This window comes from Gordonia aurantiaca (assembly GCF_039939235.1).
Lineage (GTDB): Bacteria > Actinomycetota > Actinomycetes > Mycobacteriales > Mycobacteriaceae > Gordonia.
In genome coordinates, this window is sequence record NZ_JBDUUF010000005.1 from 168,693 (window position 1) to 189,365 (window position 20,673).

At 69.8% G+C, this 20,673-nt stretch carries 21 protein-coding genes and 1 pseudogene; 11 read left to right on the forward strand and 11 right to left on the reverse strand.

The features are described from left to right. Positions 1 to 98: 98 nt before the first annotated feature. Positions 99 to 1,394, reverse strand: a complete 1,296-nt coding sequence (locus ABFT43_RS12060) for a class I SAM-dependent RNA methyltransferase (protein ID WP_347960582.1) — start codon at positions 1,392 to 1,394, stop codon at positions 99 to 101. Next, positions 1,391 to 3,481, reverse strand: a complete 2,091-nt coding sequence (locus tag ABFT43_RS12065; protein ID WP_347960583.1) for an APC family permease — start codon at positions 3,479 to 3,481, stop codon at positions 1,391 to 1,393. The genes ABFT43_RS12060 and ABFT43_RS12065 overlap by 4 nt, the downstream gene beginning before the upstream one ends. 78 nt (positions 3,482 to 3,559) lie before the next feature. On the opposite strand from ABFT43_RS12065, the gene ABFT43_RS12070 reads away from it, so the two are divergent. Then, positions 3,560 to 4,225, forward strand: coding sequence for a potassium channel family protein (locus ABFT43_RS12070; protein ID WP_347960584.1), 666 nt, complete (start codon positions 3,560 to 3,562; stop codon positions 4,223 to 4,225). A 16-nt stretch (positions 4,226 to 4,241) separates the two neighbouring features. Next, positions 4,242 to 4,904 carry a potassium channel family protein gene (locus tag ABFT43_RS12075; RefSeq protein ID WP_347960585.1) on the forward strand — a complete coding sequence of 221 codons (663 nt, stop codon included), beginning with the start codon at positions 4,242 to 4,244 and terminating at the stop codon, positions 4,902 to 4,904. Here ABFT43_RS12075 and ABFT43_RS12080 read toward each other — a convergent pair whose 3' ends face one another. Together ABFT43_RS12080 and ABFT43_RS12085 are read right to left on the reverse strand one after the other, a co-directional pair. Further along, a complete protein-coding gene (locus ABFT43_RS12080) occupies positions 4,905 to 5,573 on the reverse strand; it encodes a DUF3159 domain-containing protein (protein ID WP_347960725.1) in 669 nt (222 codons plus the stop codon). Between the two features lie 104 nt (positions 5,574 to 5,677). Beyond that, positions 5,678 to 6,052 (reverse strand): OB-fold nucleic acid binding domain-containing protein, encoded by a 375-nt coding sequence (locus ABFT43_RS12085; protein ID WP_347960586.1) that lies wholly within the window; start codon positions 6,050 to 6,052, stop codon positions 5,678 to 5,680. 173 nt (positions 6,053 to 6,225) lie between these two features. On the opposite strand from ABFT43_RS12085, the pseudogene ABFT43_RS12090 reads away from it, so the two are divergent. Beyond that, a pseudogene (locus ABFT43_RS12090) lies at positions 6,226 to 6,951 on the forward strand (alpha/beta hydrolase); the annotation flags it as partial. 50 nt (positions 6,952 to 7,001) lie between these two features. Here the strand turns inward: ABFT43_RS12090 and ABFT43_RS12095 are convergent. Together ABFT43_RS12095 and dut are read right to left on the reverse strand one after the other, a co-directional pair. After that, positions 7,002 to 7,856 (reverse strand): DUF3710 domain-containing protein, encoded by an 855-nt coding sequence (locus tag ABFT43_RS12095; protein WP_347960587.1) that lies wholly within the window; start codon positions 7,854 to 7,856, stop codon positions 7,002 to 7,004. A gap of 74 nt (positions 7,857 to 7,930) precedes the next feature. Continuing rightward, complete coding sequence (gene dut / locus ABFT43_RS12100; protein WP_347960588.1) at positions 7,931 to 8,401, reverse strand: dUTP diphosphatase; 471 nt, start codon at positions 8,399 to 8,401, stop codon at positions 7,931 to 7,933. Between the two features lie 23 nt (positions 8,402 to 8,424). Here dut and ABFT43_RS12105 point away from each other — a divergent pair, with 23 nt between their 5' ends. Next, a complete protein-coding gene (locus ABFT43_RS12105; protein ID WP_347960589.1) occupies positions 8,425 to 8,937 on the forward strand; it encodes a DUF3093 domain-containing protein in 513 nt (170 codons plus the stop codon). A gap of 141 nt (positions 8,938 to 9,078) precedes the next feature. Here the strand turns inward: ABFT43_RS12105 and ABFT43_RS12110 are convergent, their stop codons facing one another. After that, positions 9,079 to 9,378: a DUF4193 domain-containing protein gene (locus ABFT43_RS12110; protein WP_347960590.1), complete on the reverse strand. Its 300-nt coding sequence runs from the start codon at positions 9,376 to 9,378 to the stop codon at positions 9,079 to 9,081. A gap of 443 nt (positions 9,379 to 9,821) precedes the next feature. On the opposite strand from ABFT43_RS12110, the gene cei reads away from it, so the two are divergent. After that, complete coding sequence (gene cei / locus ABFT43_RS12115; RefSeq protein WP_347960591.1) at positions 9,822 to 10,523, forward strand: envelope integrity protein Cei; 702 nt, start codon at positions 9,822 to 9,824, stop codon at positions 10,521 to 10,523. A gap of 9 nt (positions 10,524 to 10,532) precedes the next feature. Here the strand turns inward: cei and ABFT43_RS12120 are convergent, their stop codons facing one another. Further along, on the reverse strand, positions 10,533 to 11,399 hold the full coding sequence (locus tag ABFT43_RS12120) for an inositol monophosphatase family protein (RefSeq protein ID WP_347960726.1): 867 nt from the start codon (positions 11,397 to 11,399) through the stop codon (positions 10,533 to 10,535). A gap of 160 nt (positions 11,400 to 11,559) precedes the next feature. Here ABFT43_RS12120 and ppgK point away from each other — a divergent pair, with 160 nt between their 5' ends. Both ppgK and ABFT43_RS12130 read left to right on the forward strand, forming a co-directional pair. Beyond that, positions 11,560 to 12,348 carry a polyphosphate--glucose phosphotransferase gene (gene ppgK / locus ABFT43_RS12125; RefSeq protein WP_347960592.1) on the forward strand — a complete coding sequence of 263 codons (789 nt, stop codon included), beginning with the start codon at positions 11,560 to 11,562 and terminating at the stop codon, positions 12,346 to 12,348. Positions 12,349 to 12,696: 348 nt separating this feature from the next. After that, the gene (locus ABFT43_RS12130; RefSeq protein WP_347960593.1) at positions 12,697 to 14,106 is read left to right on the forward strand and encodes an RNA polymerase sigma factor; all 1,410 of its coding nucleotides are present in this window, start codon (positions 12,697 to 12,699) and stop codon (positions 14,104 to 14,106) included. A gap of 21 nt (positions 14,107 to 14,127) precedes the next feature. On the opposite strand, the gene ABFT43_RS12135 is transcribed toward ABFT43_RS12130, so the two are convergent. After that, complete coding sequence (locus ABFT43_RS12135; protein ID WP_347960594.1) at positions 14,128 to 14,487, reverse strand: DUF952 domain-containing protein; 360 nt, start codon at positions 14,485 to 14,487, stop codon at positions 14,128 to 14,130. Positions 14,488 to 14,812: 325 nt separating this feature from the next. On the opposite strand from ABFT43_RS12135, the gene ABFT43_RS12140 reads away from it, so the two are divergent. After that, a complete protein-coding gene (locus tag ABFT43_RS12140) occupies positions 14,813 to 15,022 on the forward strand; it encodes a DUF7455 domain-containing protein (protein WP_347960595.1) in 210 nt (69 codons plus the stop codon). Between the two features lie 124 nt (positions 15,023 to 15,146). On the opposite strand, the gene ABFT43_RS12145 is transcribed toward ABFT43_RS12140, so the two are convergent. Continuing rightward, complete coding sequence (locus ABFT43_RS12145) at positions 15,147 to 16,898, reverse strand: DEAD/DEAH box helicase (protein ID WP_347960596.1); 1,752 nt, start codon at positions 16,896 to 16,898, stop codon at positions 15,147 to 15,149. Between the two features lie 262 nt (positions 16,899 to 17,160). On the opposite strand from ABFT43_RS12145, the gene ABFT43_RS12150 reads away from it, so the two are divergent. Next, the gene (locus tag ABFT43_RS12150) at positions 17,161 to 18,501 is read left to right on the forward strand and encodes a YihY/virulence factor BrkB family protein (RefSeq protein ID WP_457590146.1); all 1,341 of its coding nucleotides are present in this window, start codon (positions 17,161 to 17,163) and stop codon (positions 18,499 to 18,501) included. Positions 18,502 to 18,530: 29 nt separating this feature from the next. Here the strand turns inward: ABFT43_RS12150 and ABFT43_RS12155 are convergent, their stop codons facing one another. Beyond that, complete coding sequence (locus ABFT43_RS12155) at positions 18,531 to 18,803, reverse strand: DUF3039 domain-containing protein (RefSeq protein WP_347960598.1); 273 nt, start codon at positions 18,801 to 18,803, stop codon at positions 18,531 to 18,533. An 88-nt stretch (positions 18,804 to 18,891) separates the two neighbouring features. Here ABFT43_RS12155 and ABFT43_RS12160 point away from each other — a divergent pair, with 88 nt between their 5' ends. Both ABFT43_RS12160 and ABFT43_RS12165 read left to right on the forward strand, forming a co-directional pair. Further along, positions 18,892 to 19,419, forward strand: a complete 528-nt coding sequence (locus ABFT43_RS12160) for a DUF3099 domain-containing protein (RefSeq protein ID WP_347960599.1) — start codon at positions 18,892 to 18,894, stop codon at positions 19,417 to 19,419. 226 nt (positions 19,420 to 19,645) lie between these two features. Next, on the forward strand, positions 19,646 to 20,665 hold the full coding sequence (locus ABFT43_RS12165) for a sigma-70 family RNA polymerase sigma factor (protein WP_347960600.1): 1,020 nt from the start codon (positions 19,646 to 19,648) through the stop codon (positions 20,663 to 20,665). Positions 20,666 to 20,673: the final 8 nt, after the last annotated feature.

The following is a 20,673-nucleotide window of genomic DNA, read 5'->3' on the forward strand; positions in this document are numbered from 1 at the left end:
CCCGGTTCATAACCCGTCAGTCTACGGAAGCATTCGGACCGCCCCCGCCTCGCGGATGGCGGCGGCCGGGTCCGCCGGCGCCCCGCGTCCGATCGTTCTCAGGCCCGGACCAGGCAGGCAACCGCTTCGACGTGGTGTGTCAGCGGGAACGCGTCGACCCCGCGGATGTCGACGATGCGATAGCCGGCGCGGACGAAGAGACCGAGATCACGCGCGAAACGCGCGGCGTCACACCCGACGTGGACCACGACCGCCGGCTCGGCCGCGGCGATCGCGGTGACGACCCGCTCGCCGGCACCGGTGCGCGGCGGGTCCAGGACGACGACATCGGGCCGCTCGCCGAGGTCGGCGAGGCGTGCGGCGACCTCGCCCCGGTGGGTGGTCACGCGATCTCCGTCGTCGGCGAAGGTACGGTCGGCGGCCTGCAGGGCCCCGGCGTCAGAGTCGACGACGTGCACCTGCTGCAGCCCGTCGAAGCCCTCCGCGTCGAGCAGGGCCGCGGCGAAGACCCCCGCCCCGCCGTACAGGTCCCATGCGACCCGCGGCGACGACGGCAACTGCGCGCGGGCGAACTCGACGACGGTGTGCGCGTACGCCGCCGGCGCCGCACGGTGTGCCTGCCAGAACCCGCCGACCGGGATGTGCCACTCTCGTGCACCGACCCGCTGGACGGCCGTCGACTCCCCCTCCACCACGGTGTGCGCGCGTCGCGCGGCACGCCGCTGCCGGTTCTTCTGTGCGCGGCGCCGGGGGTCGCCCCGGCGCACCTCGGTGACGGGCGCGAGCTCGGTGATGTGACGGCCGCCGTCGGCGTCGAGCACGACGGCGAGCTCGGCGTGCGGGGTGAACCGCCGGTCGTCGAAGTCGTCGATCATCCCGGGTGCCGGCTGCACGCAGACCTCGCCCACGACCTTCGACCCGCGGAACGCGTGCTGCCCGGCCCTTCCCCGCCCGTCGACGGCGAGCCGGGTGCGGATGCGCCATCCGGTGTCCGGTCCCGGCAGCCGGACGACGCCGCGGCCGGCGACTTCGGTGTGTGCGATCGCCGCGTCATCGAGGTGGCCGACGCGGGCGAGGACGTCGAGCAGCACGTCCCGCTTGAGCCGGCGGCCGTGGTCGGGATCGATGTGCCCGAGGTCGCAGCACCCGGCGCCGGCGGCCGCGGCCGGGCACGGCGTGGGGACCCGGTGCGGCGACGGGTCGAGTATCTCGACGGCGTCGGCACGCCAGTACGAGTCATGACGGTCGTCGGTGATCTCGGCGACGACGCGTTCGCCGGGGATCGCGCCGCGCACGAACAGCACCCGTCCGTCCGCCCGGCCGACGGCCTCGCCGCCGTTCGCGGGTCGGTCGACGGCGACCTCGATCCGCCGCGCGGTCTCCTTCTCGGTCACCGGTCCCGCCCCGTTCCCTGCCGATCCGTTTGCTGCCGATCCGTTTGCTGTCGATCCGTTTGCTGCCGATCCATGCCCTGCCGTTCCGTCTCTCCCAGCGCACGACGCGTCACACCCGGCGCCATGTACCGCTTGACGTCCTTGCGCCGGTCGGAGGAGCTGAGCTGCCACGGCACCGACGTGACCATCACCCCGGGCTCGAACAGCAGCCGCCCCTTGAGACGCAGCGCCGACTGATTGTGCAGGATCTGCTCCCACCAGTGACCGACCACGTACTCGGGGATGAACACCGTCACCACGTCGCGCGGGTGTTCGCGCCGGACGCGACGGACGTAGTCGATGACGGGGCGGGTGATCTCCCGGTAGGGCGAGGCGATCACCTTGAGCGGCACCGTGATGTCGCTGGCCTCCCATTCGCTGACCAGCTTGCGGGTGTCGCGGTCGTCCACGTTGACCGTGATCGCCTCCAGCACATCGGGTCTGGTCGCCCGCGCGTAGCGCAGGGCCCGCTTGGAGGCCATGTGCAGGCTCGAGACGAGGACGATGGAGTGTGTACGGCTCGGCAGCACGCCCTCGTCCTCCGCCTCGGCCAGTTCCAGCTCGTGCTGGACGGCCGCATAGTGCCGGTGGATCAGCTTCATCAGCGCGAAGAGCGCCACCATCGTCAGGACCGCGATCCAGGCGCCGGAGGTGAACTTGGTGACCAACACGACCACCAGCACGGCCGCGGTCAGCACGAAGGCCACCGCGTTCACGATCCTGGACTGCATCATCCGGCGGCGTGCACTCGGGTCGGATTCGGTGCGCAGCAACCTGCTCCAGTGCCGCACCATGCCCAACTGGCCGAGGGTGAACGACACGAACACCCCGACGATGTACAGCTGGATCAGCGTGGTCACCTGCGCGTCGAAGGCCACCACGAAGACGATCGCGACGACAGACAGGAAGAGGATGCCGTTGCTGAACGCGAGCCGATCACCGCGCGTGTGCAACTGCCGCGGGAGGTAGCGGTCCTGGGCGAGAACCGATCCGAGGACCGGGAAACCGTTGAACGCCGTGTTCGCCGCCAGCATCAGGATCAGGGCGGTGACCACCACGACGAGATAGAAGCCGGCCGGGAACGAGTCGAACACCGCGCGGGCGATCTGGGCGATCATCGACTTCTGCTGATAGCCGTCCGGGGCGCCGATGAGATCGGCAGCCGGGTCCATGACGTATTTCGCGCCGATCTCCTGCGCGAGGACCACGATGCCCAGCAGCAGCGTGATCGACAGCGCGCCGACCATCACCAGCGTCGTCGCCGCGTTGCGCGACTTCGGTTTCCGGAATGCCGGGACGCCGTTGCTGATGGTCTCCACACCGGTCAGCGCCACGCAGCCGGAGGAGAACGACCGGGCGACGAGGAACACCAGCGCCAGCCCCGTCAGGTCGTCGTTGTCGGCTCGGATACCGAAGTCCGCGGTCTCCGAACGGATTTCCGAGCCCATGACGAAGATCTCGGTGAAACCCCAGATGAGCATGGCGAACACGCCGATGATGAATGCGTACGTCGGCAGTGCGAGCAGCGCGCCGGACTCGTTGATCCCGCGCAGGTTGATCGCCGCGAGCAGCACGATCGCACCGACGCAGAACCACACCTTGTGGTCGTCGACGAAACCGATCGCCGAGCCGATGTTCTCGGCCGCGGCGGTGACCGAGACGGCCACGGTGAGCACGTAGTCGACGAGCAGCGCGCTGCCGACCGCCAGCCCCGCGTTGGGCCCCAGGTTCAGCGTGACGACCTCGTAGTCGCCGCCACCCGAGGGATAGGCGTGTACGTTCTGGCGATAGGCGGCGACCACGACCGCGAGCACCACCGCGACCGCGACGGCCACCCAGGGGGTGAACGCCAGCGCGGACAGGCCCGCCACCGACAGCACGAGGAAGATCTCCTGCGGCGCGTAGGCGACCGAACTGATCGCATCGGATGCGAAGACGGGTAGGGCGATCCGTTTGGGGAGAAGCGTGTGGCCCAGCTTGTCGCTGCGGAACGGCCTGCCGAGCAGCAGTCGCTTCGTCGCAACGGACACCTTGGTGAGGGTGGACACCAGGCAACCCTAGAGCCTCCGCCGCGCGGCGGGTAGGTTCGACTCGCGGCACACACGCCGCGTCACGAAGGGAATGTCGTGCAGGTAGTCATCATGGGTTGCGGGCGCGTCGGGTCGTCGCTCGCGATGGCGATGCAGAAGCGCGGACACGACGTCGCGATCATCGACCGCGACCCCTCCGCCTTCGCCCGGCTCAGCTCCGACTTCGTCGGCCGGACCATCACCGGTGTCGGCTTCGACCGGGACATCCTCGTCAAGGCCGGCATCGAGCACGCCGACGCCTTCGCCGCGGTGAGCTCCGGTGACAATTCCAACATCATCTCGGCGCGGGTCGCCCGCGAGACCTTCGACGTCGAACGTGTCGTCGCCCGCATCTACGACGCCAAGCGCGCCGAGGTGTACGAGCGTCTCGGCATCCCGACCGTCGCCACCGTCCCGTGGACGACCGAGCGGTTCGTCACCGCGCTCGGCGAGACCGCGACCACCGAATGGCGTGACCCGTCCGGCGGTCTGGCGATCGCACAGATCGACGTCGACGAATCGTGGATCGGGACCACGGTGACCAAGTTCCAGGAGCTCACCGGCGCCCGCGTGGCATTCCTCACCCGCGTCGGGCGCCCCGTCCTGCCGGATCCGAAAACCGTTCTGCAGCAAGATGACGTCGTGTACGGCGCGGTCCTGCTCGACAACCTGAAGTACGCGCGCGAGGTCGCCGCGCAGCCGTTCCAGCAGGCCGAGTCCTGAAGAAGAGGGAGCCGAAGTGAAGGTCGCCATCGCCGGAGCCGGAGCCGTCGGACGGTCCATCGCCCGCGAGCTGCTCGCCAACGACCACGAGGTCACCCTGTTCGAACGCAAGGCCGACCACATCGAGCCCGACGCCGTGCCCGGTGCCATGTGGGTCCTCGCCGACGCCTGCGAGCTGTCGCGCCTGGAGGACGCGCAGCTGCAGACCTTCGACGTGATGATCGCCGCGACCGGCGACGACAAGGCCAACCTCGTCGTGAGCCTGCTGGCCAAGACCGAGTTCGCCGTCAACCGCGTGGTGGCCCGCGTCAACGACCCCCGCAACGAGTGGCTGTTCGGCGAGGACTGGGGTGTCGACGTCGCGGTGTCCACACCCCGGCTGCTCGCCTCCCTCGTCGAAGAGGCGGTGTCGGTGGGTGACCTGGTCCGTCTCATGACATTCCGCCAGGGTCAGGCCAACCTCGTGGAGCTGACGCTGCCGCCGAACACGCCGCTCGCCGGCAAGCCGGTACGCAAGCTGGAGCTGCCGCGGGACGTCGCTCTCGTCACCATTCTGCGTGGCGGCCGCGTCATCGTGCCGCAGTCCGACGATCCGATCGAGGGCGACGACGAACTGATCTTCATCGCCCCCGAGGAGGCCGAGGGCGCGCTCTACGAGGCGATGCGGATCGCCCGCTGATCACGCCGTGCCGTCGCCGGGGTCCTCGTGTTGCTGCGGGGACGCATGCTCGGGGGATGCGCGCTCGGGGGATGTGTGGTCCGGATTCCCGTGCCGCTGGTCCGAGTGCTCCTCGCGGACCGCGCGGCGCACCAGCAGGATCGTCGCGAGCACCACAAGCGCGGTCAGCGGCCACCCCATCGCGATGCGGGTCACGGCCAGCCAGCCGGTCGCGCCGGCGTCGTAGAGCTCGGACTGGGTGAGGTAGCGGGCCGCGAACACCAACGCCCACAGGGCGGTGGCGATGTCGTAGGCGCGCAGCGTCGGCTTGTGCCGTCGCCACGCGGTGCCCTCGCCGTTGACGAGGTGCCATGCGACGCCGATCAGGGGCCAGCGCACCAGGATCGACGCGAGGAACACGATCGCGTAGGCGAGGGTGGTCCAGATCCCGAAGAGGAAGTAGCCCTTGGCGTCACCGACCCGATGGGCGATGAAAACGCAGATGCCGACTCCGATCAGGCCGGACAGCGCCGGTGTGAGCGGTTCACGGCGCCACAGCCGGATCGCGAAGATGCCCGCCGCCACGGCGAGGGCGGCGATGATGGCGGCCCGCAGTCCGAAGAAGGAGTTGACGGGCACGAACACCACCACCGGGACGGTTGAGTAGATCAGCCCGGAGACGCCGCCCATCTGCTCGAGCACCGTCGGCGCGGGCGCCTGCGATCCGGTCTCGGACGCTCCGGTCTCGGACGCTCCGGTCCGGGATGATCCGGTCTCGGGCGCGGGATCAGGGGTCACTCGTCGGTGCCCTGCAGTTCGTAGTAGGGGTTGTAGATCACCTTGTGGCCGTCCTGGACGGCGACGCGCCCCCGGACGGTCAGCCTGCGGCCGGGTTCGAGCCCGGCGATGCGGTTGCGACCGAGCCACTTCAACAGCACGATGTCGGTGCCGTCGAAGAACTCCGCCTTCACGCCGGCCTTGGCGGTGCGCGAACAGGTCTCGACCGCGCGCAACTCGCCGTGCATGGTGACCTCGTCACCTCGCGTGCAGTCCGATGCGCGCTGAGCGCCCGTCGCCTTGGACTCCTCGGCGATGCGCTCGGCGTCGACGTCCCCGAGGTCCTCGGTCAGCCGACGGGTCAGTCGCTTGAGATAGCCGGCTGTGGGCATCCCAACCTCCCAATGTGTTTCGTCCGGCACCGTGCGCAGCGCGGGCGGTGCCGATGCCACCGAACATATGATCGGTGGCTGTCCGCCAGCGTAGACCCGGCGTCGTCCGGTGACAACGTGACGACTGGGCTCTGGCCGCAGTCCGGGGAGCCACCCTAAGGCATGATCTTCGGGTGCCGACCATCGACGCTCCGCCAAGGAGGAAACGCCCGCCCGTCGCCGCCGCTCTCGTCGTCATCCCGGGCACCGGATCCGATGCCGATCACGTCACGCGCGCATTCGGTCCCGCCGCGGTCGCGCTGGGCACCGAGCTGGTCGCGCTGGAACCCACCCCGGCACTGATCGCCGGGCACCGGGCGGGTCTGGAACGCGCCGCGGAACAGCACGGACGCATCCTCGTCGGCGGGGTGTCGATCGGCGCGGCGATCGCACTGGACTGGGCCCTCGACGCGGGCGGACGACGCTGTGCCGGGGTGTTCGCGGCGCTGCCCGCATGGAGCGGCGACGCGGCCTCGGCGCCGGCCGCCGCGAGTGCGCGGTTCACCGCCGACGCCCTGGACACCGACGGCCTGGACGCGACGGTCGCGACGATGGCGGCCACCAGCCCGGACTGGCTGGCCGAGGAGTTGTCGCGGTCGTGGCGCCGCCTGTACCCCGCGCTGGTCGCCCAGCTGCGCGACGCGGCATCGTACGAGGCGCCGACCCCCGCACGGATCGCGGCGCTCGACGTCCCGCTCGCGCTCGTCGCAGCCGCCGACGACCCGATCCACCCGATCGACGTCGCCCGCGCCTGGCGGGACGCGGCGCCGCGGGCGGGGCTCGTCGAGGTCACCCTCGAGGCGTGGGGACGCAACCCCGCGCTCCTCGGCGACAGTTGTCTGGCGGTCTACCGCGACCTGACGGCTCCCCATCCGACCGACTCAGCCGAAGACCCGGCCGGCCCGGAGCCTCAGCGGCGCCGGAAGAACCGCTGCATGGCCGATCCCTCCGAGGGAGGCAGCGGCGGCTCCTCCTCCGGGTCGGGATCGGCGGCGAGGGACGGATCGGTGTGTCCGGCGGAGCCGGACCCGTCGGTGTAGGAGTTCTCGCCGTACACACGGGCATGGGCGACCTGGTCGAGGGCGCCGCCCGCGACCGGCTCCGACTGCGGCGCCCGGGCGGATTCGGGGACGGGCTGGACCTGCTGCTGCGCGGCGGCCCGCGCCTCCGCGTCGTCGAACATCTGCTGCTGGGCGGCGGCGACCTGATCGGCGAGCACCGGCGGCAGCACGATGGGCAGCGGATCGCGGGGCGGGTACGGCTCGGAACCGCGGCGCACCACGGTCTCGGCGAGCACGGCGCGGCTCAGCCGCGCGAGGTCGTCGGCACTCTCGCTGGGGCCGCTGCCGACGCAGCGCACCAGCCAGCGCGGACCGTCGACGCCGATGAAACGATGGGTCGCGCCGTCGGCCTCGGCGACCACCTCGCGGCCCCAGTGACCGTCCTCGACGCTGGTGGCGGCGCCGCTGTCGCGCAGCGACTCCGCGAGTTCGCGCACCACCTCGCGCCACAGGCCCGGCGTCTTGGGCGCGGCGAAGGCGCTCACCGAGATCCGGCCGATCGGGGTGACGAGATAGACGTTCTGCGGCTGGTGGTCCTCGGACATCTCGACGGTCACCTGACCGCCCTCGACGACCGGCACGAGCACCGAGCCCAGGTCGAGGTGGGAGTTCTCCAGCTCACGCGGATGGGTCGCGAGGGCGTCGATGTCGTAGGGACCCAGGGCCTGGCCGACCCGCAGTTCGTCGGACGTGTTCTTCGTCATCGCCTACTCCTCGTCGCCGGCTTCACGACATGCACATTAATCCACGGTGGTGCGGCGAGATCCGCTTGGCGAGCTCAACCCAGGATGGCGTGTCCGCCGCTCGACCCGTAGCCGCCTTCGCCGCGGCTCGTCTCGTCGAGCTCGTCGACCTCCACGAATTCCGGGAGCTCGACGCGCTGGATGATCAGCTGCGCGATCCGGTCCCCGCGCGAGATGGTGATCGACTGCTCGGGGTCGAGATTGATCAGGCACACCTTGATCTCGCCGCGGTATCCGGCGTCGATGGTTCCCGGGGTGTTGACGATCGACAGGCCCGCGCGGGCGGCGAGTCCGGAGCGCGGATGGATGAGGCCGACGGTGCCGTACGGCAGGGCGATCGCGATGCCGGTGCCGACGAGCTGGCGGCGACCCGCGGGGAGTTCGAGGTCGATCGCCGAGCACAGATCGACACCCGCGTCACCGGGATGGGCGCGGGTGGGCAACGGCAGATCGGGGTCGAGACGACGCACCGCGATGGGCGGCAGAGGGGGAAGATCTGTGGTCACGCACGCAGACTACGCTGACGCGAGTGAGCGGACCTCATTCAGACAGCACCGGCGGCGCCGACCTGTACGACGAGCGACTCCACGTCCCGTGGTGGTGGTGGCCGGTCGCCGTGATCGTCACCGGCGTCGTCGGCTACGAGATCCAGCTGTCGGCACACGGCAGCAAGTGGAGCATCATCGGCTATGTCGCGACCGCGATCATCTGCGTCCTGCTGCTCTCCTCGATGAGCCGCACCCGCGTGCGGGTGACCGCCGACGGCGAGCTGCAAGCGCACCGCGCCCGACTCCCCCGCTCGGTCATCGCCCGCGGCGCCACGATCCCGGCGACCGCGAAATCGGCCGCACTCGGCCGACAACTCGACCCGGCCGCCTACCTCGTGCACCGGTTCTGGGTGAAGACGATGGTGCTGCTGGTCCTCGACGACCCCGACGACCCGACGCCCTACTGGCTGGTGTCGACGCGCCATCCCGACAAGGTCCTCGCCGCCCTCGGGGTCCCCGATGCCGCCGCCGACCGGCCCGACCCGAAGGCGTAGACAGTCGCCGAAGGTACAGGCGGCGCGGCCGGTCACGCTCGCCCGGGACCCGCAGCTCCGGCCGGGTCTCCCCCAGAAGACGAAAGGGCCGCGCCCGGTCGGCGCGGCCCCTTTTGTCGCTGAGGATGTATCGTCTGCGGATCAGGCGCAGTCGACGCAGATCATCTGGTTGCCGTTCTCCTCGGCCAGCCGGCTGCGGTGGTAGACGAGAAAACAGCTGCTGCAGGTGAATTCGTCGTCCTGCTTGGGGATGACCCGCACCGACAGTTCCTCGCCGGAGAGGTCCGCGCCCGGGAGCTCGAACGACTCGGCGGTGTCGGATTCGTCGACGTCGACCGCCGCGGACTGCGCCTCACTGCGGCGGGCCTTCAACTCCTCGAGAGAGTCCTCGCTGAGGTCCTCGGTTTCCGTACGTCGTGGCGCGTCGTAATCAGTAGCCATTGTGTGCCTTCTTGTTTGCGGTGTGAGGGGGCGCTCTCGGCCGCGGCTTGTGGCCGTGACCCAGGGTTGCGCACGACTCCGCCGGGATTGTCTTGCCGGTGGGTCACTGACAACGTCGAATTAGGCGGGATTCGTTCCCGGTAAACCGGCGTATTGTGTGACTTCGGTCACGGTTCGATATCGGCTTCACCCCGAGGCTGGAAGCGCGGGCGCCCGAAGAATAGACCACACCCCCTCAATCGTCAATGCACCACCGCGAATCCGTCCGTATTCTGCCGTTTTGCGCCGGTCCGGGGCCGATCGTCCGTCCCGGCTCCCGCCACCCGGCGAGGCTCGCCCGTCCCCGCCGGCCGACCATCTAGAGTGATCGGCGGATCGACCGCGGACACACCGCGTCGGCACGTCCGAATGCCCGGTTCCCATCGCGTGAGGAGTCAGTCCAGGTGGTCTCGAAAATCACGACCGGCTACCCGACCGACGAGGAGGGCCGCCCCTACAAGCGCCGCCGGTACGCCCCGGTGCTGGCGACCGTCGCGGTCCTGGCGGTGCTCGGCGTGATCGTGTGGTCGATCGTGCTGACCTCCGACGGCGAGGATTCGGTGCCCGTCTCGTGCAACCAGCCGACCCCGCCGTCGGCGACCGAGACCGTCGCCGACGGCGCCGCTCCGCCGCCCCCCGCCCCGGCGCTCACCCGCGTGCCGCGCGACGAGATGCTCGACGTCGCGCCCGCCCCGCTGTCGTCGTTCCAGGTCCGGGTCCTCAATGCATCCGGCGAGCGCGGCGCGGCCCGGTCGGTGTCGGAGGATCTCGCCGCCCACGGCTTCACGCCGGCTCCGGACACCCCGTTCGCCGACGACACCGTCTACCCCGATCAGGACCTCGACTGCGTCGGCCAGATCCGGTTCGGTCCGGCCGGGCGCGCCGCCGCCGCCGCGGCATGGCTGGCGCTCCCCTGCGCCGAGCTGATCGACGACGGCCGTCGCGGCACCCAGGTCGACATCGCCCTCGGAGTCCACCACTCCGCCGGCGAGCTCTCACAGGACGCGCAGGCCGCGCTCGAGGCACTGCGGTCGGCCGACCCGACCAACCCGGAGACCGGCGCCGATCCGGTGCTGGTGAAGGCCGTCCACGACGCCCCCTGCTGACCCCGCGGATCAGTCCCCGGTCAGGGGTTCGCGCGCACCCAACTCGTCCAGCAGCGCCAGGAACCCCTCGGCGATCCCCGGCGCCACGGCGACCGTGACGTGCCCCTCGTCGGCACGTGAGTCCGGCGGCGGGGTGATGACCACGGCGCCCGCCTCGGCGGCGATGAGACCACCGGCCGCCCAGTCCCAGGGACTCAGTCCGTGCTCGTAGTGCGCGTCCACCGCGCCCGCGGCGACCATGCACAGGTCCAGCGCCGCCGCGCCGATCCGGCGGATGTCGCGCACCCTCGGCAGCAGGTCTGCGACGATCCGTCCCTGCGCCCGGCGACGACCTGCGGCGTAGCCGAACCCCGTTGCGACGAGCGCGAGTTCGGTGCGCTCGACGGGGTTGCAGCGCAGTGGCGTGCGCGCGCCGTCGGCGCCGGACATCCAGGCCCCACCACCGCGGGTCGCGCCGTAGATGATCCCGCGGGCGACGTCCACGACGGCGCCCGCAACCGACTCCCCGTCGACCTGGGCGGCGACGGAGACCGCGTAGGCGGGCACGCCGTACATGAAGTTGACCGTCCCGTCGATCGGGTCGACCACCCACCGCACCCCGGACGGGACGGCCCGCGAGCCGCCGTCCTCCTCGCCGAGGATGTCGTCGTCGGGCCGGGCCTCGCGCAGCCGTTGCCGGATGAGGCGTTCGGTCTCGGTGTCGGCGAGGGTGACCGGATCGGTCTCCGTCGACTTGGTCGAGACCGGGTCCACCGCCGGTGTCGTGCCGAACAATTCGGGTCGGCGGCGTCGCACGTGGGCGGCCGCCTCCTGTGCCACGTCCACCGCGAGGGCGGCCAGTTCGTCCACCGGAATCGTCTGCTCCACGTCCTCAATGTCAGCACACGCGCGCCGCGGCCGTGTCACCGGTGATGTCGCGCGCATCTCGCTCGCACGCGCGGTTCCGGGCCGGGACACCGGAGAAGGTGCGCGCTCGCCCCGGCGCGCCGATAGCCTGATGGACGATCACCACCGTCCCGGAAGGGGAATTCACGACATGACCGACACTCCCACCAGCGCAGGCTCGCCCGTTCCCACCAACCTGGGCTTCGGCGTCGACGTCGGCGGCTCCGGGATCAAGGGCGGCATCGTCGATCTCGACACCGGCGAGCTGGTCGGCGAGCGGTTCAAGGTGCTCACCCCGCAACCGGCGACCCCGGAGTCCGTGGCCGGAGGCGTCGCCGAGGTCGTCGCGCACTTCGGCTGGGAGGGGCCGGTGGGCGTCACCCTGCCCGGCGTGGTCACCGACGGCATCATGCGGACCGCCGCGAACATCGACAAGGCCTGGATCGGCACCGACGTCTACGAGCTGTTCAGCAGCCACCTCGGCGGCCGCAAGGTGGCGGTGCTCAACGACGCCGACGCCGCCGGCATGGCCGAGGACGCCTACGGCGCGGGCAAGGGCGTCGACGGCGTGGTGATGCTGCTGACGTTCGGCACCGGCATCGGCTCGGCGATCATGATCAACGGCAACCTCGTGCCCAACACCGAGCTCGGGCACATGCAGGTGGGCAAGAAGGAGGCCGAGCACCAGGCGTCGTCGCGCGTCAAGGAGGAGAAGGGCTGGTCCTACGAGAAGTGGGCCGAGAAGGTCTCCGACGTGCTCCGGGCGTATGAGGCGCTGTTCTGGCCGAAACTGTTCATCGCCGGCGGCGGCATCAGCCGCAAGGCCGACAAGTGGATTCCGCTGCTCACCAACGAAACCCCGGTCGTGCCCGCCGCGCTGCGCAACACCGCGGGCATCGTCGGGGCCGCGATGGCCGTCGCGCAGGGGCTGAAGGCCTGAGGCCCGCCGCCGGCCCTGAAGCCCTGGGGCCCGCCGCCGGTCCTGAAGCCCTTAGGGCCCGCCGCCGGTCCTGAAGCCCTTAGGGCCCGCCGCCGGTCCGTGCCCTGTCCCCGGTTCCAGGGCCACCCCGCCGATTGACCAGGGCTTTGTCACACCTGCCGGCCCGATGTCGTTACAATGGTCGTCACCGGTCAGCTGAGCCGAAACCAAGCCCTTGTCCACGGCAGCCCGTGCTGCCGTGTCACGTGTCACAGCGACGACGCCGACCGGCGCACGACGCCGGAGGAGATGCCGACGCCGCGACACTGACAGAAGACACCACCGCAGAGAAGTTTCGAAAGGTTGTACGTGGCAGCCACCAAGACCCACCAGGGGGACGCCGAGGCCGAATCGACGGAGTCGACCGCCGCCTCTACCGAAACCCCGGTCAAGCGGACCGCCAAGAAGGCCGCGAAGAAGACCGCTGCCCGTAAGGCGCCCGCCAAGAAGGCGGCCAAGAAGGCCGCCAAGAAGGCTCCTGCGAAGAAGGCGGCCAAGAAGGCGACCTCCCCCGCCGGCGCCGAGGACCCGAACCTCGAGGCCGACGACGTCGACTCGATCGACGACATCGACGTCCCCGACACCGATCTCGAGGACGTGGAGATCGACGACATCGACGTCGACGACGAGGACGACACCGACGCGGCGGACTCCGAGGACGAGGACGAGGAGTCCGACGACGCCGAGGGCGCGGGCAAGGGCAAGAGCGAGAAGGCCGACACCAAGTCGGGCGACTTCGTGTGGGACGAGGAGGAATCCGAGGCCCTGCGTCAGGCCCGCAAGGACGCCGAGCTCACCGCGTCGGCCGACAGCGTGCGCGCCTACCTCAAGCAGATCGGCAAGGTCGCGCTGCTCAACGCCGAGGAGGAGGTCGAGCTCGCCAAGCGCATCGAGGCCGGCCTGTATGCCACCGAGCGGCTGCGCCGCATCATGGAGTCGGGAGAGAAGATCAGCACCGCGCAGAAGCGCGACCTCAACTGGATCTCCCGTGACGGCAACCGCGCCAAGAACCACCTGCTGGAGGCGAACCTCCGTCTCGTGGTCTCGCTGGCCAAGCGCTACACCGGTCGCGGCATGGCGTTCCTGGACCTGATCCAGGAGGGCAACCTCGGTCTGATCCGCGCCGTCGAGAAGTTCGACTACACAAAGGGTTACAAGTTCTCGACCTACGCGACGTGGTGGATCCGCCAGGCGATCACCCGCGCGATGGCCGACCAGGCCCGCACGATCCGCATCCCGGTCCACATGGTCGAGGTCATCAACAAGCTCGGCCGCATCCAGCGTGAACTCCTCCAGGACCTCGGCCGCGAGCCGACTCCGGAAGAGCTCGCCAAGGAGATGGACATCACCCCGGAGAAGGTGCTGGAGATCCAGCAGTACGCCCGGGAGCCGATCTCGCTCGATCAGACCATCGGCGACGAGGGCGACAGCCAGCTCGGCGATTTCATCGAGGACTCCGAGGCCGTCGTCGCGGTCGACGCGGTGAGCTTCACCCTGCTGCAGGACCAGTTGCAGTCGGTGCTCGAGACGCTGTCCGAGCGCGAGGCCGGTGTCGTGCGACTGCGCTTCGGCCTCACCGACGGCCAGCCGCGCACTCTCGACGAAATCGGTCAGGTCTACGGCGTGACGCGTGAGCGCATCCGTCAGATCGAGTCGAAGACCATGTCGAAGCTGCGTCACCCGTCGCGGTCGCAGGTGCTCCGGGACTACCTGGACTAGGATTTCCGCCGGCCGCCCCCGTCACCTGGTGACGGGGGCGAATGCGTTGTCGGGCCCGGGCGGGTATTCACGGACCTCGATGACGGCGTCGACCGGCAGCGGCCCGTACAGATGCGGGAACAGCATGGACGCGGGGTCGGTCGGAACGCCGGGCTCCCAGCGGATCTCGGCGCCGAGCCGATCCGGGTCGCAGATCAGCAGCAGGAGGTCGCACCTGCCGGCGAACAGGCGGTTCGCCGGCAGGTGCACCTGCTCCGGTGTGGAGAGATGGACGAATCCGCACTCGTCGAGGGACGGTGGCCGCAGGTGGGTCTGCTCACGGTTCGCGGCCCAGTCGTCGGCGGTGATGAGATGCGCCAGGACGGCGCGGTCGGTCGTCATCCGCCGATTGAGCCGTGTTCTGGACGTGCTGTCAAGGGCTGCACGAACACCGATCCGTGGCCGGCCACCCACGCGGTTTGGCGGTGAGTGCTCCGGGGTACACGAGTTCAGCGGCCCGGAGCTGTGAGCTGGGCCGCTCGCTTTCATCACAGACGTTTTCGGTGTGTTGCGGGTTGTAAACGGTGAGTGACGACACACCGGAGGCACCTGCTGGAACAATACGAACACCCGAATCGTCTGACAGAGTGAGGTTGACGCATCGCCCGGATGTGTCGGCTCGAAGGGACGGCGACCGGTTTCGGCGCCCGACCGGGACGGAGGAACAATGACTGACATCGCCACCACCACAGCCCCGATCTACATGCCGCTGACCGCTGCCGATCGGTGTGACCGCTGCGGCGCGGCCGCCAAGGTGCGTGCCGTTATGCCCAAGGGCGGCGAGCTCCTCTTCTGCCGCCATCACTTCAACGAGCACGAGGCTCGGTTGGTGGAGCTCAGCGCCACCGTCATCGAGTCCGAAGGTGAACTGGTCTGACAACCTCGTCATGGCCTGACGGGCGAGCCCAGACGACGTAACGCAGCGAAACCCGGCCGGATCGCTCCGGCCGGGTTTCGCTGTGTTCGACGGGGTCTCGGGTCCGCGCACCCACGCAGCGCGTTCAGCGCCACTCACGCAGGGCGGCGATGCGCTCCTTGAGCTGTTCGGCGGTGGCCATCGCGGTCGGCGGCCCGCCGCAGCGGCTGCGCAGCTCGTTGTGCACGAGTCCGTGCGGCTTGCCCGTGCGGTGATGATGCATGGCGACGAGGGTGTTGAGCTCCTTGCGCAGCGCGTGCAGGTTCTCGCCGGTGGACTCCGGCTTGCGGGCGGCCGGCCGCTGCTCCTCCGGTTCCCGGGCGGCCGCCGCCTTCGCCGAGCGGGCCGCCACCTGCTCGGCCTGGCGCTTCTGCAGCAGCGCGCGGACCTGGTCGGCGTCGAGCAGGCCGGGCAGGCCCAGGTAGTCGGACTCCTCGTCGCTGCCGGTGAAGGTGGAGGTGCCGAACGACGCGCCGTCGAAGATGACCTGGTCGAGCTCGGCGTCCGCGTGCAGCGACTGGAATGCGGGCTCGTCCTCCCCCGGCTCGTCCTTCTGCTTGTTCGCGTCGATGAGCAGCTGGTCGTCGAGGCCGTTGCTCTCGCGGTGCGGCTTGCCGAGGACGTGGTCGCGTTGCGCCTCCATCTGGCTGGCGAGGTCGAGCAGCACCGGCACCGACGGCAGGAAGACACTCGCGGTCTCACCGGGACGCCGTGATCGCACGAAGCGACCGATCGCCTGCGCGAAGAACAGCGGGGTCGACGAGCTGGTGGCATACACCCCGACCGCCAGGCGCGGGACGTCGACGCCCTCGGACACCATGCGGACCGCGATCATCCACTCGTCGGTGGACTCGGAGAACTCGGCGATGCGCGACGACGACTTGGGGTCGTCGGAGAGCACGAGCGTCGGCTTCTTGCCGGTGATCGCCTCGAGCAACTCCGCGTAGTCGCGCGCGGTGGACTGGTCGGTGGCGATGACGAGGCCGCCGGCGTCTGGCATGCCGCTGGCACGCAACTGGCCGAGGCGGGTGTGCGCGGCGGTGAGGACCGCAGGGATCCAGTCGCCGTGCGGGTCGAGCGCGGTGCGCCAGGCGCGGGCGGTCTGCTCGGCCGACATCGGCTCGCCGAGGCGCGCGGTGAACTCCTCGCCGGCGCTGGTCCGCCAACTCGCCTCACCCGAATAGGCGAGGAAGACCACCGGCCGCACGACGCCGTCCTTGAGCGCGTCGGCGTAGCCGTAGGTGTGGTCGGCCTTGGACCGCATGTGCCCGCCGGGTTCGGGTTCGTAGGTGACGAACGGGATCGGCGAGTCGTCGGAGCGGAACGGCGTACCGGTCAGCAGCAGGCGGCGTTCGGCGTCGCTGAACGCCTCGCGAATCGCGTCGCCCCAGCTCTTGGCGTCACCGCCGTGGTGGATCTCGTCGAGGATGACCAATGTGCGCCGGTTCTCGGTCCGGACGCGGTGCTTGGACGGGTGCGCGGCCACCTGCGCGTAGGTGAGGCACACGCCCTGGAAGTCCGAGCTGGTCGCGCCGGTCGAGTTGGAGAAGTTGCTGTCGAGGGCGATGCCGACGCGGGCCGCGGCCTCCGCCCACTGGTGCTTGAGGTGTTCGGTCGGTGCGACGACGGTGATCGCGTCGACGGTGCGGTCGTCGAGGAGTTCCCGGGCCACCCGCAGACCGAAGGTCGTCTTGCCGGCGCCGGGGGTCGCGACCGCGAGGAAGTCCTTCGGCTTGCGCGTCAGGTACTTGGTCAGGGCGCGCCGCTGCCAGGCGCGGAGGGACTGGAGGTTGGGCTTGGCGGGGCCGGTGCTGGTCGAGGGTTCGGCTGACGTCACGTGTGTGCTGCTCCTGACGGCGTTCGGTTCCCTGCCGGGCATGAAACGTCCCCTCGCGTGCGGTACCCGCAGCCGGAAGGGGACGTGGCGATCTTACCGCCGGAGCCCGCCCGGACCCTCATCACGACACCCGCCCGGATGGCATCCCGTCGCGACGCCGTGTGCGTGGACCGAACGACACACCTGGTGACCCGGCTACCCGCGTGGGCGCGCCATCGGGGATATTGAACTCATCACAACGCGCAAGAGGAATCCGGTCCCACTGGCCGACGACGAGGGGTCGTCGGTGGCTGGAGCGCGTCCGCCGTCACCTGCCGGGGTGCGCCCGTCGAGTGCGGTGACAGAACCGATCTCAGCACGCCCCCGCCCGGCCCGCCCACGCCGGCCTGCGCCGTTGTCCGCGGACCTCGATCTCACCGGGACCGCCGACACCCCGGCTCCCGAGCGGGCTCCCCTCGAGAGGACGTCGCGCCCGCCGGCCGACACCCACGAGGGCATCGACGATCCGGTCCCGGACGAACACGGGCAGACCCGGACCGAACAGACCGGCGACGGGCCCGGGACCGAACCGACCGGGGATGAACCGGCCGTCGAACCGGGGCCGCCGATCCTCCCGAACATCCATCGCGTGATCTGGCGGACCATCGTCAAGTCCTTCGACGACGGCATCGTCGGCTGGGCCGCCCAGGCGGCGTTCTGGCAGGCGTTGTCGCTGCCGCCGCTGCTGCTGGGTCTGCTGGGGTCGGTGGGCTACGTGTCGGGCTGGTTCGGTCCGGACACCGTCGACGTCGTCTACGACCGGATCATCGGGTTCGCCGAACGCACCTTCACCGAGACGGTCGTCGACGACCTCATCACCCCGACCGTGGACAGCGTGCTGGGACGCGGCCGGATCGGCCTGATGTCGGTGGGCTTCGTCCTGTCGCTGTGGGCCGGGTCATCGGCGATGTCGTGTTTCATCGCCTCGATCGTCAAGGCCCACGACCAGCACGAGGTCCGGCACCCGGTGTGGCAGCGGTTCTTCGCGCTGTTCCTGTACATCGCGTTCCTGAGCGTGAGCGTGTTCCTGCTGCCGCTGGTGGCGCTGGGACCGAACTATCTGCGGCGCATCGTGCCGGAGTCGTGGGGATCGTTCGTCACGACCCTGATCAACTACGGCTACTTCCCGTTCGTGTCGGTGCTGCTGATACTCGTGCTGACCACGCTGTATCACATGGCGCTGCCCAATCCGCTCCCGTGGCACCGGCTGATCGGCGGTGCGATCGTCGCGGGCGTCTTCTTCTGGGCCGCCAGCTACGTGCTGCGCTTCTACTTGACGAAGGTCACCGAGGCGGGCGTGTCCTACGGCGCGTTGGCGACGCCGATCGCGTTCCTGCTGTTCACCTACTCACTCGGGTTCGGGATCGTCGCAGGCGCCGAGTTCAACGCCGCGGTGCAGCAGTTCTGGCCCGCGAAGCTGTCCCCGACCGTCCAGGTCCGGCACTGGGTGAACTCGCAGACCTCCGAGTTCACCGACCAGCTGCGCACGATCCCGGATCGCCTGTCGTCGGGACCGATCCGCCGCTCGCCCCGCGAACGCGGGCGCGGGCGGGGCGGCGACTGATCGGTCCCCGACGCCGGGCAACGCGACGACTACTTGCGCAGCTTGCTGTAGATCTTCTTGCACTTCGGGCACACCGGGGAGCCGGGCTTGGCCGCCCGAGTGACCGGGAAGGTCTCCCCGCAGAGCGCCACCACATGGGTGCCCATCACCGCGCTCTCGGCGATCTTGTCCTTCTTCACGTAGTGGAAGAACTTGGGACGGTCGTCGTCATCCCGATCGGTCGCGTCGGCGTCGGGCCGTTCGTCGGTCTCGGTGTCGGTCAGCTCGTCGAGATCGGGGCGTTCGATGGTTTCAGTTGCCATTGCTCTATTGTGCGTCACCGGGGAACCGGGAGTGCATTCGCCGAACGAAAGTGGGACAGTGGAGACGGTGTTCGAACAAGGGGATTCCATGGACGCGAACGGCCGTCAACCGCACGACACCGACGATCACCGGGGTCGCTGGGGCCGCGCGGACCAGGACGATCTCTCCCCCGAGACCTTCCTGATCACCGACGCCAGGGACTCGCTGGAGGCGCAGCATCGCGCCCGCGTCCGCAAATACCTGATCATGATGGCGTTCCGCGTGCCGGCGCTGCTCATCGCCGGGATCGTCTACAGCGCGACCGGTTCCGGGATGCTCGCCCTCGCGATCGTCGCGATCTCCATCCCGCTGCCGTGGATGGCGGTCCTCATCGCCAACGACCGCCCACCCCGCAAGCGCGGCGAGCACCCCAACTACCTGTACGGCGCCGACCACGACGTCCTCGGTCCGCTCGGCCTGTCCCGCACCGACGGGCAGCTGATCCGGGCGGACGACGATCCGAGCCCCGACACCGGAACCACCGACTCGGCCGACGCCGACACCGACTCCCACGGCCCGGCCGCGAGCCGCATCATCGACGGCCACGTCGTCGACCCCCGCGCCGACGACCACTGACCTTCGGCGCCGCCGCCCCGACCCGGTGGGTTCCGGACGTCCCCCGCGTTCCCGCCCGGACAACATCTCAGCAACTTCTCAGTAACCGCGGGCTCGGTCCGCAGTGTCTGCGCAGGTCATCCGCGTCACACCCAGCCTCCGTCGGGTTTGCGACGTATCACTTCCGGGAACTATCGCCCGTACGTGGACGTTGGACCCAGTGAACGCACTCAAGTCAGGAGGCCGCATGTCACGCTCGACAGTTGCACGTTCGACCCCGACCACCACCACCTTCGCCGAGCCGTCCGAGACCGGCACCCGCCCGGCGATGACGGAGCAGGACCTCGATGCCCAGTCTCCTGCCGCGGATCTCGTCCGCGTCTACCTGAACGGGATCGGCCGCACCGCACTCCTCAACGCCGAGCAGGAGGTGGAGCTCGCGAAGCAGATCGAGGCCGGTCTCTATGCCAAGCACCTCCTCGAGACCAAGAAGCGTCTCTCCGCCGCCAAGAAGCGCGACCTGCAGATCATCGTCCGCGAGGGTGAGGCGGCTCGTGCCCACCTGCTCGAGGCGAACCTGCGTCTCGTGGTCTCGCTGGCCAAGCGCTACACCGGTCGCGGCATGCCGCTCCTGGACCTCATCCAGGAGGGCAACCTGGGTCTGATCCGCGCGATGGAGAAGTTCGACTACGCCAAGGGCTTCAAGTTCTCGACCTACGCGACCTGGTGGATCCGCCAGGCGATCACCCGTGGCATGGCCGACCAGAGCCGCACCATCCGCCTCCCCGTCCACCTCGTCGAGCAGGTCAACAAGTTGGCCCGTATCAAGCGTGAACTGCACCAGCAGCTCGGTCGTGAGGCGACCGACGAGGAACTGGCCAACGAGTCGGGCATCCCGGCCGAGAAGATCGCCGATCTGCTCGACCACAGCCGTGACCCGGTGAGCCTCGACATGCCGGTCGGCAACGACGAGGAGGCCCCGCTCGGCGACTTCATCGAGGACGCCGAGGCCACCTCCGCGGAGAACGCCGTCATCGCCGGTCTCCTGCACTCCGACATCCGCGCTGTGCTCGCGACCCTCGACGAGCGCGAGCAGCAGGTCATCCGGATGCGCTACGGCCTCGACGACGGCCAGCCGCGCACCCTCGACCAGATCGGCCGCATGTTCGGCCTGTCGCGCGAGCGTGTCCGCCAGATCGAGCGCGAGGTCATGGGCAAACTGCGCAACGGCGACCGCGCCGAGCGCCTCCGCGCCTACGCGAGCTGATCGCCGCC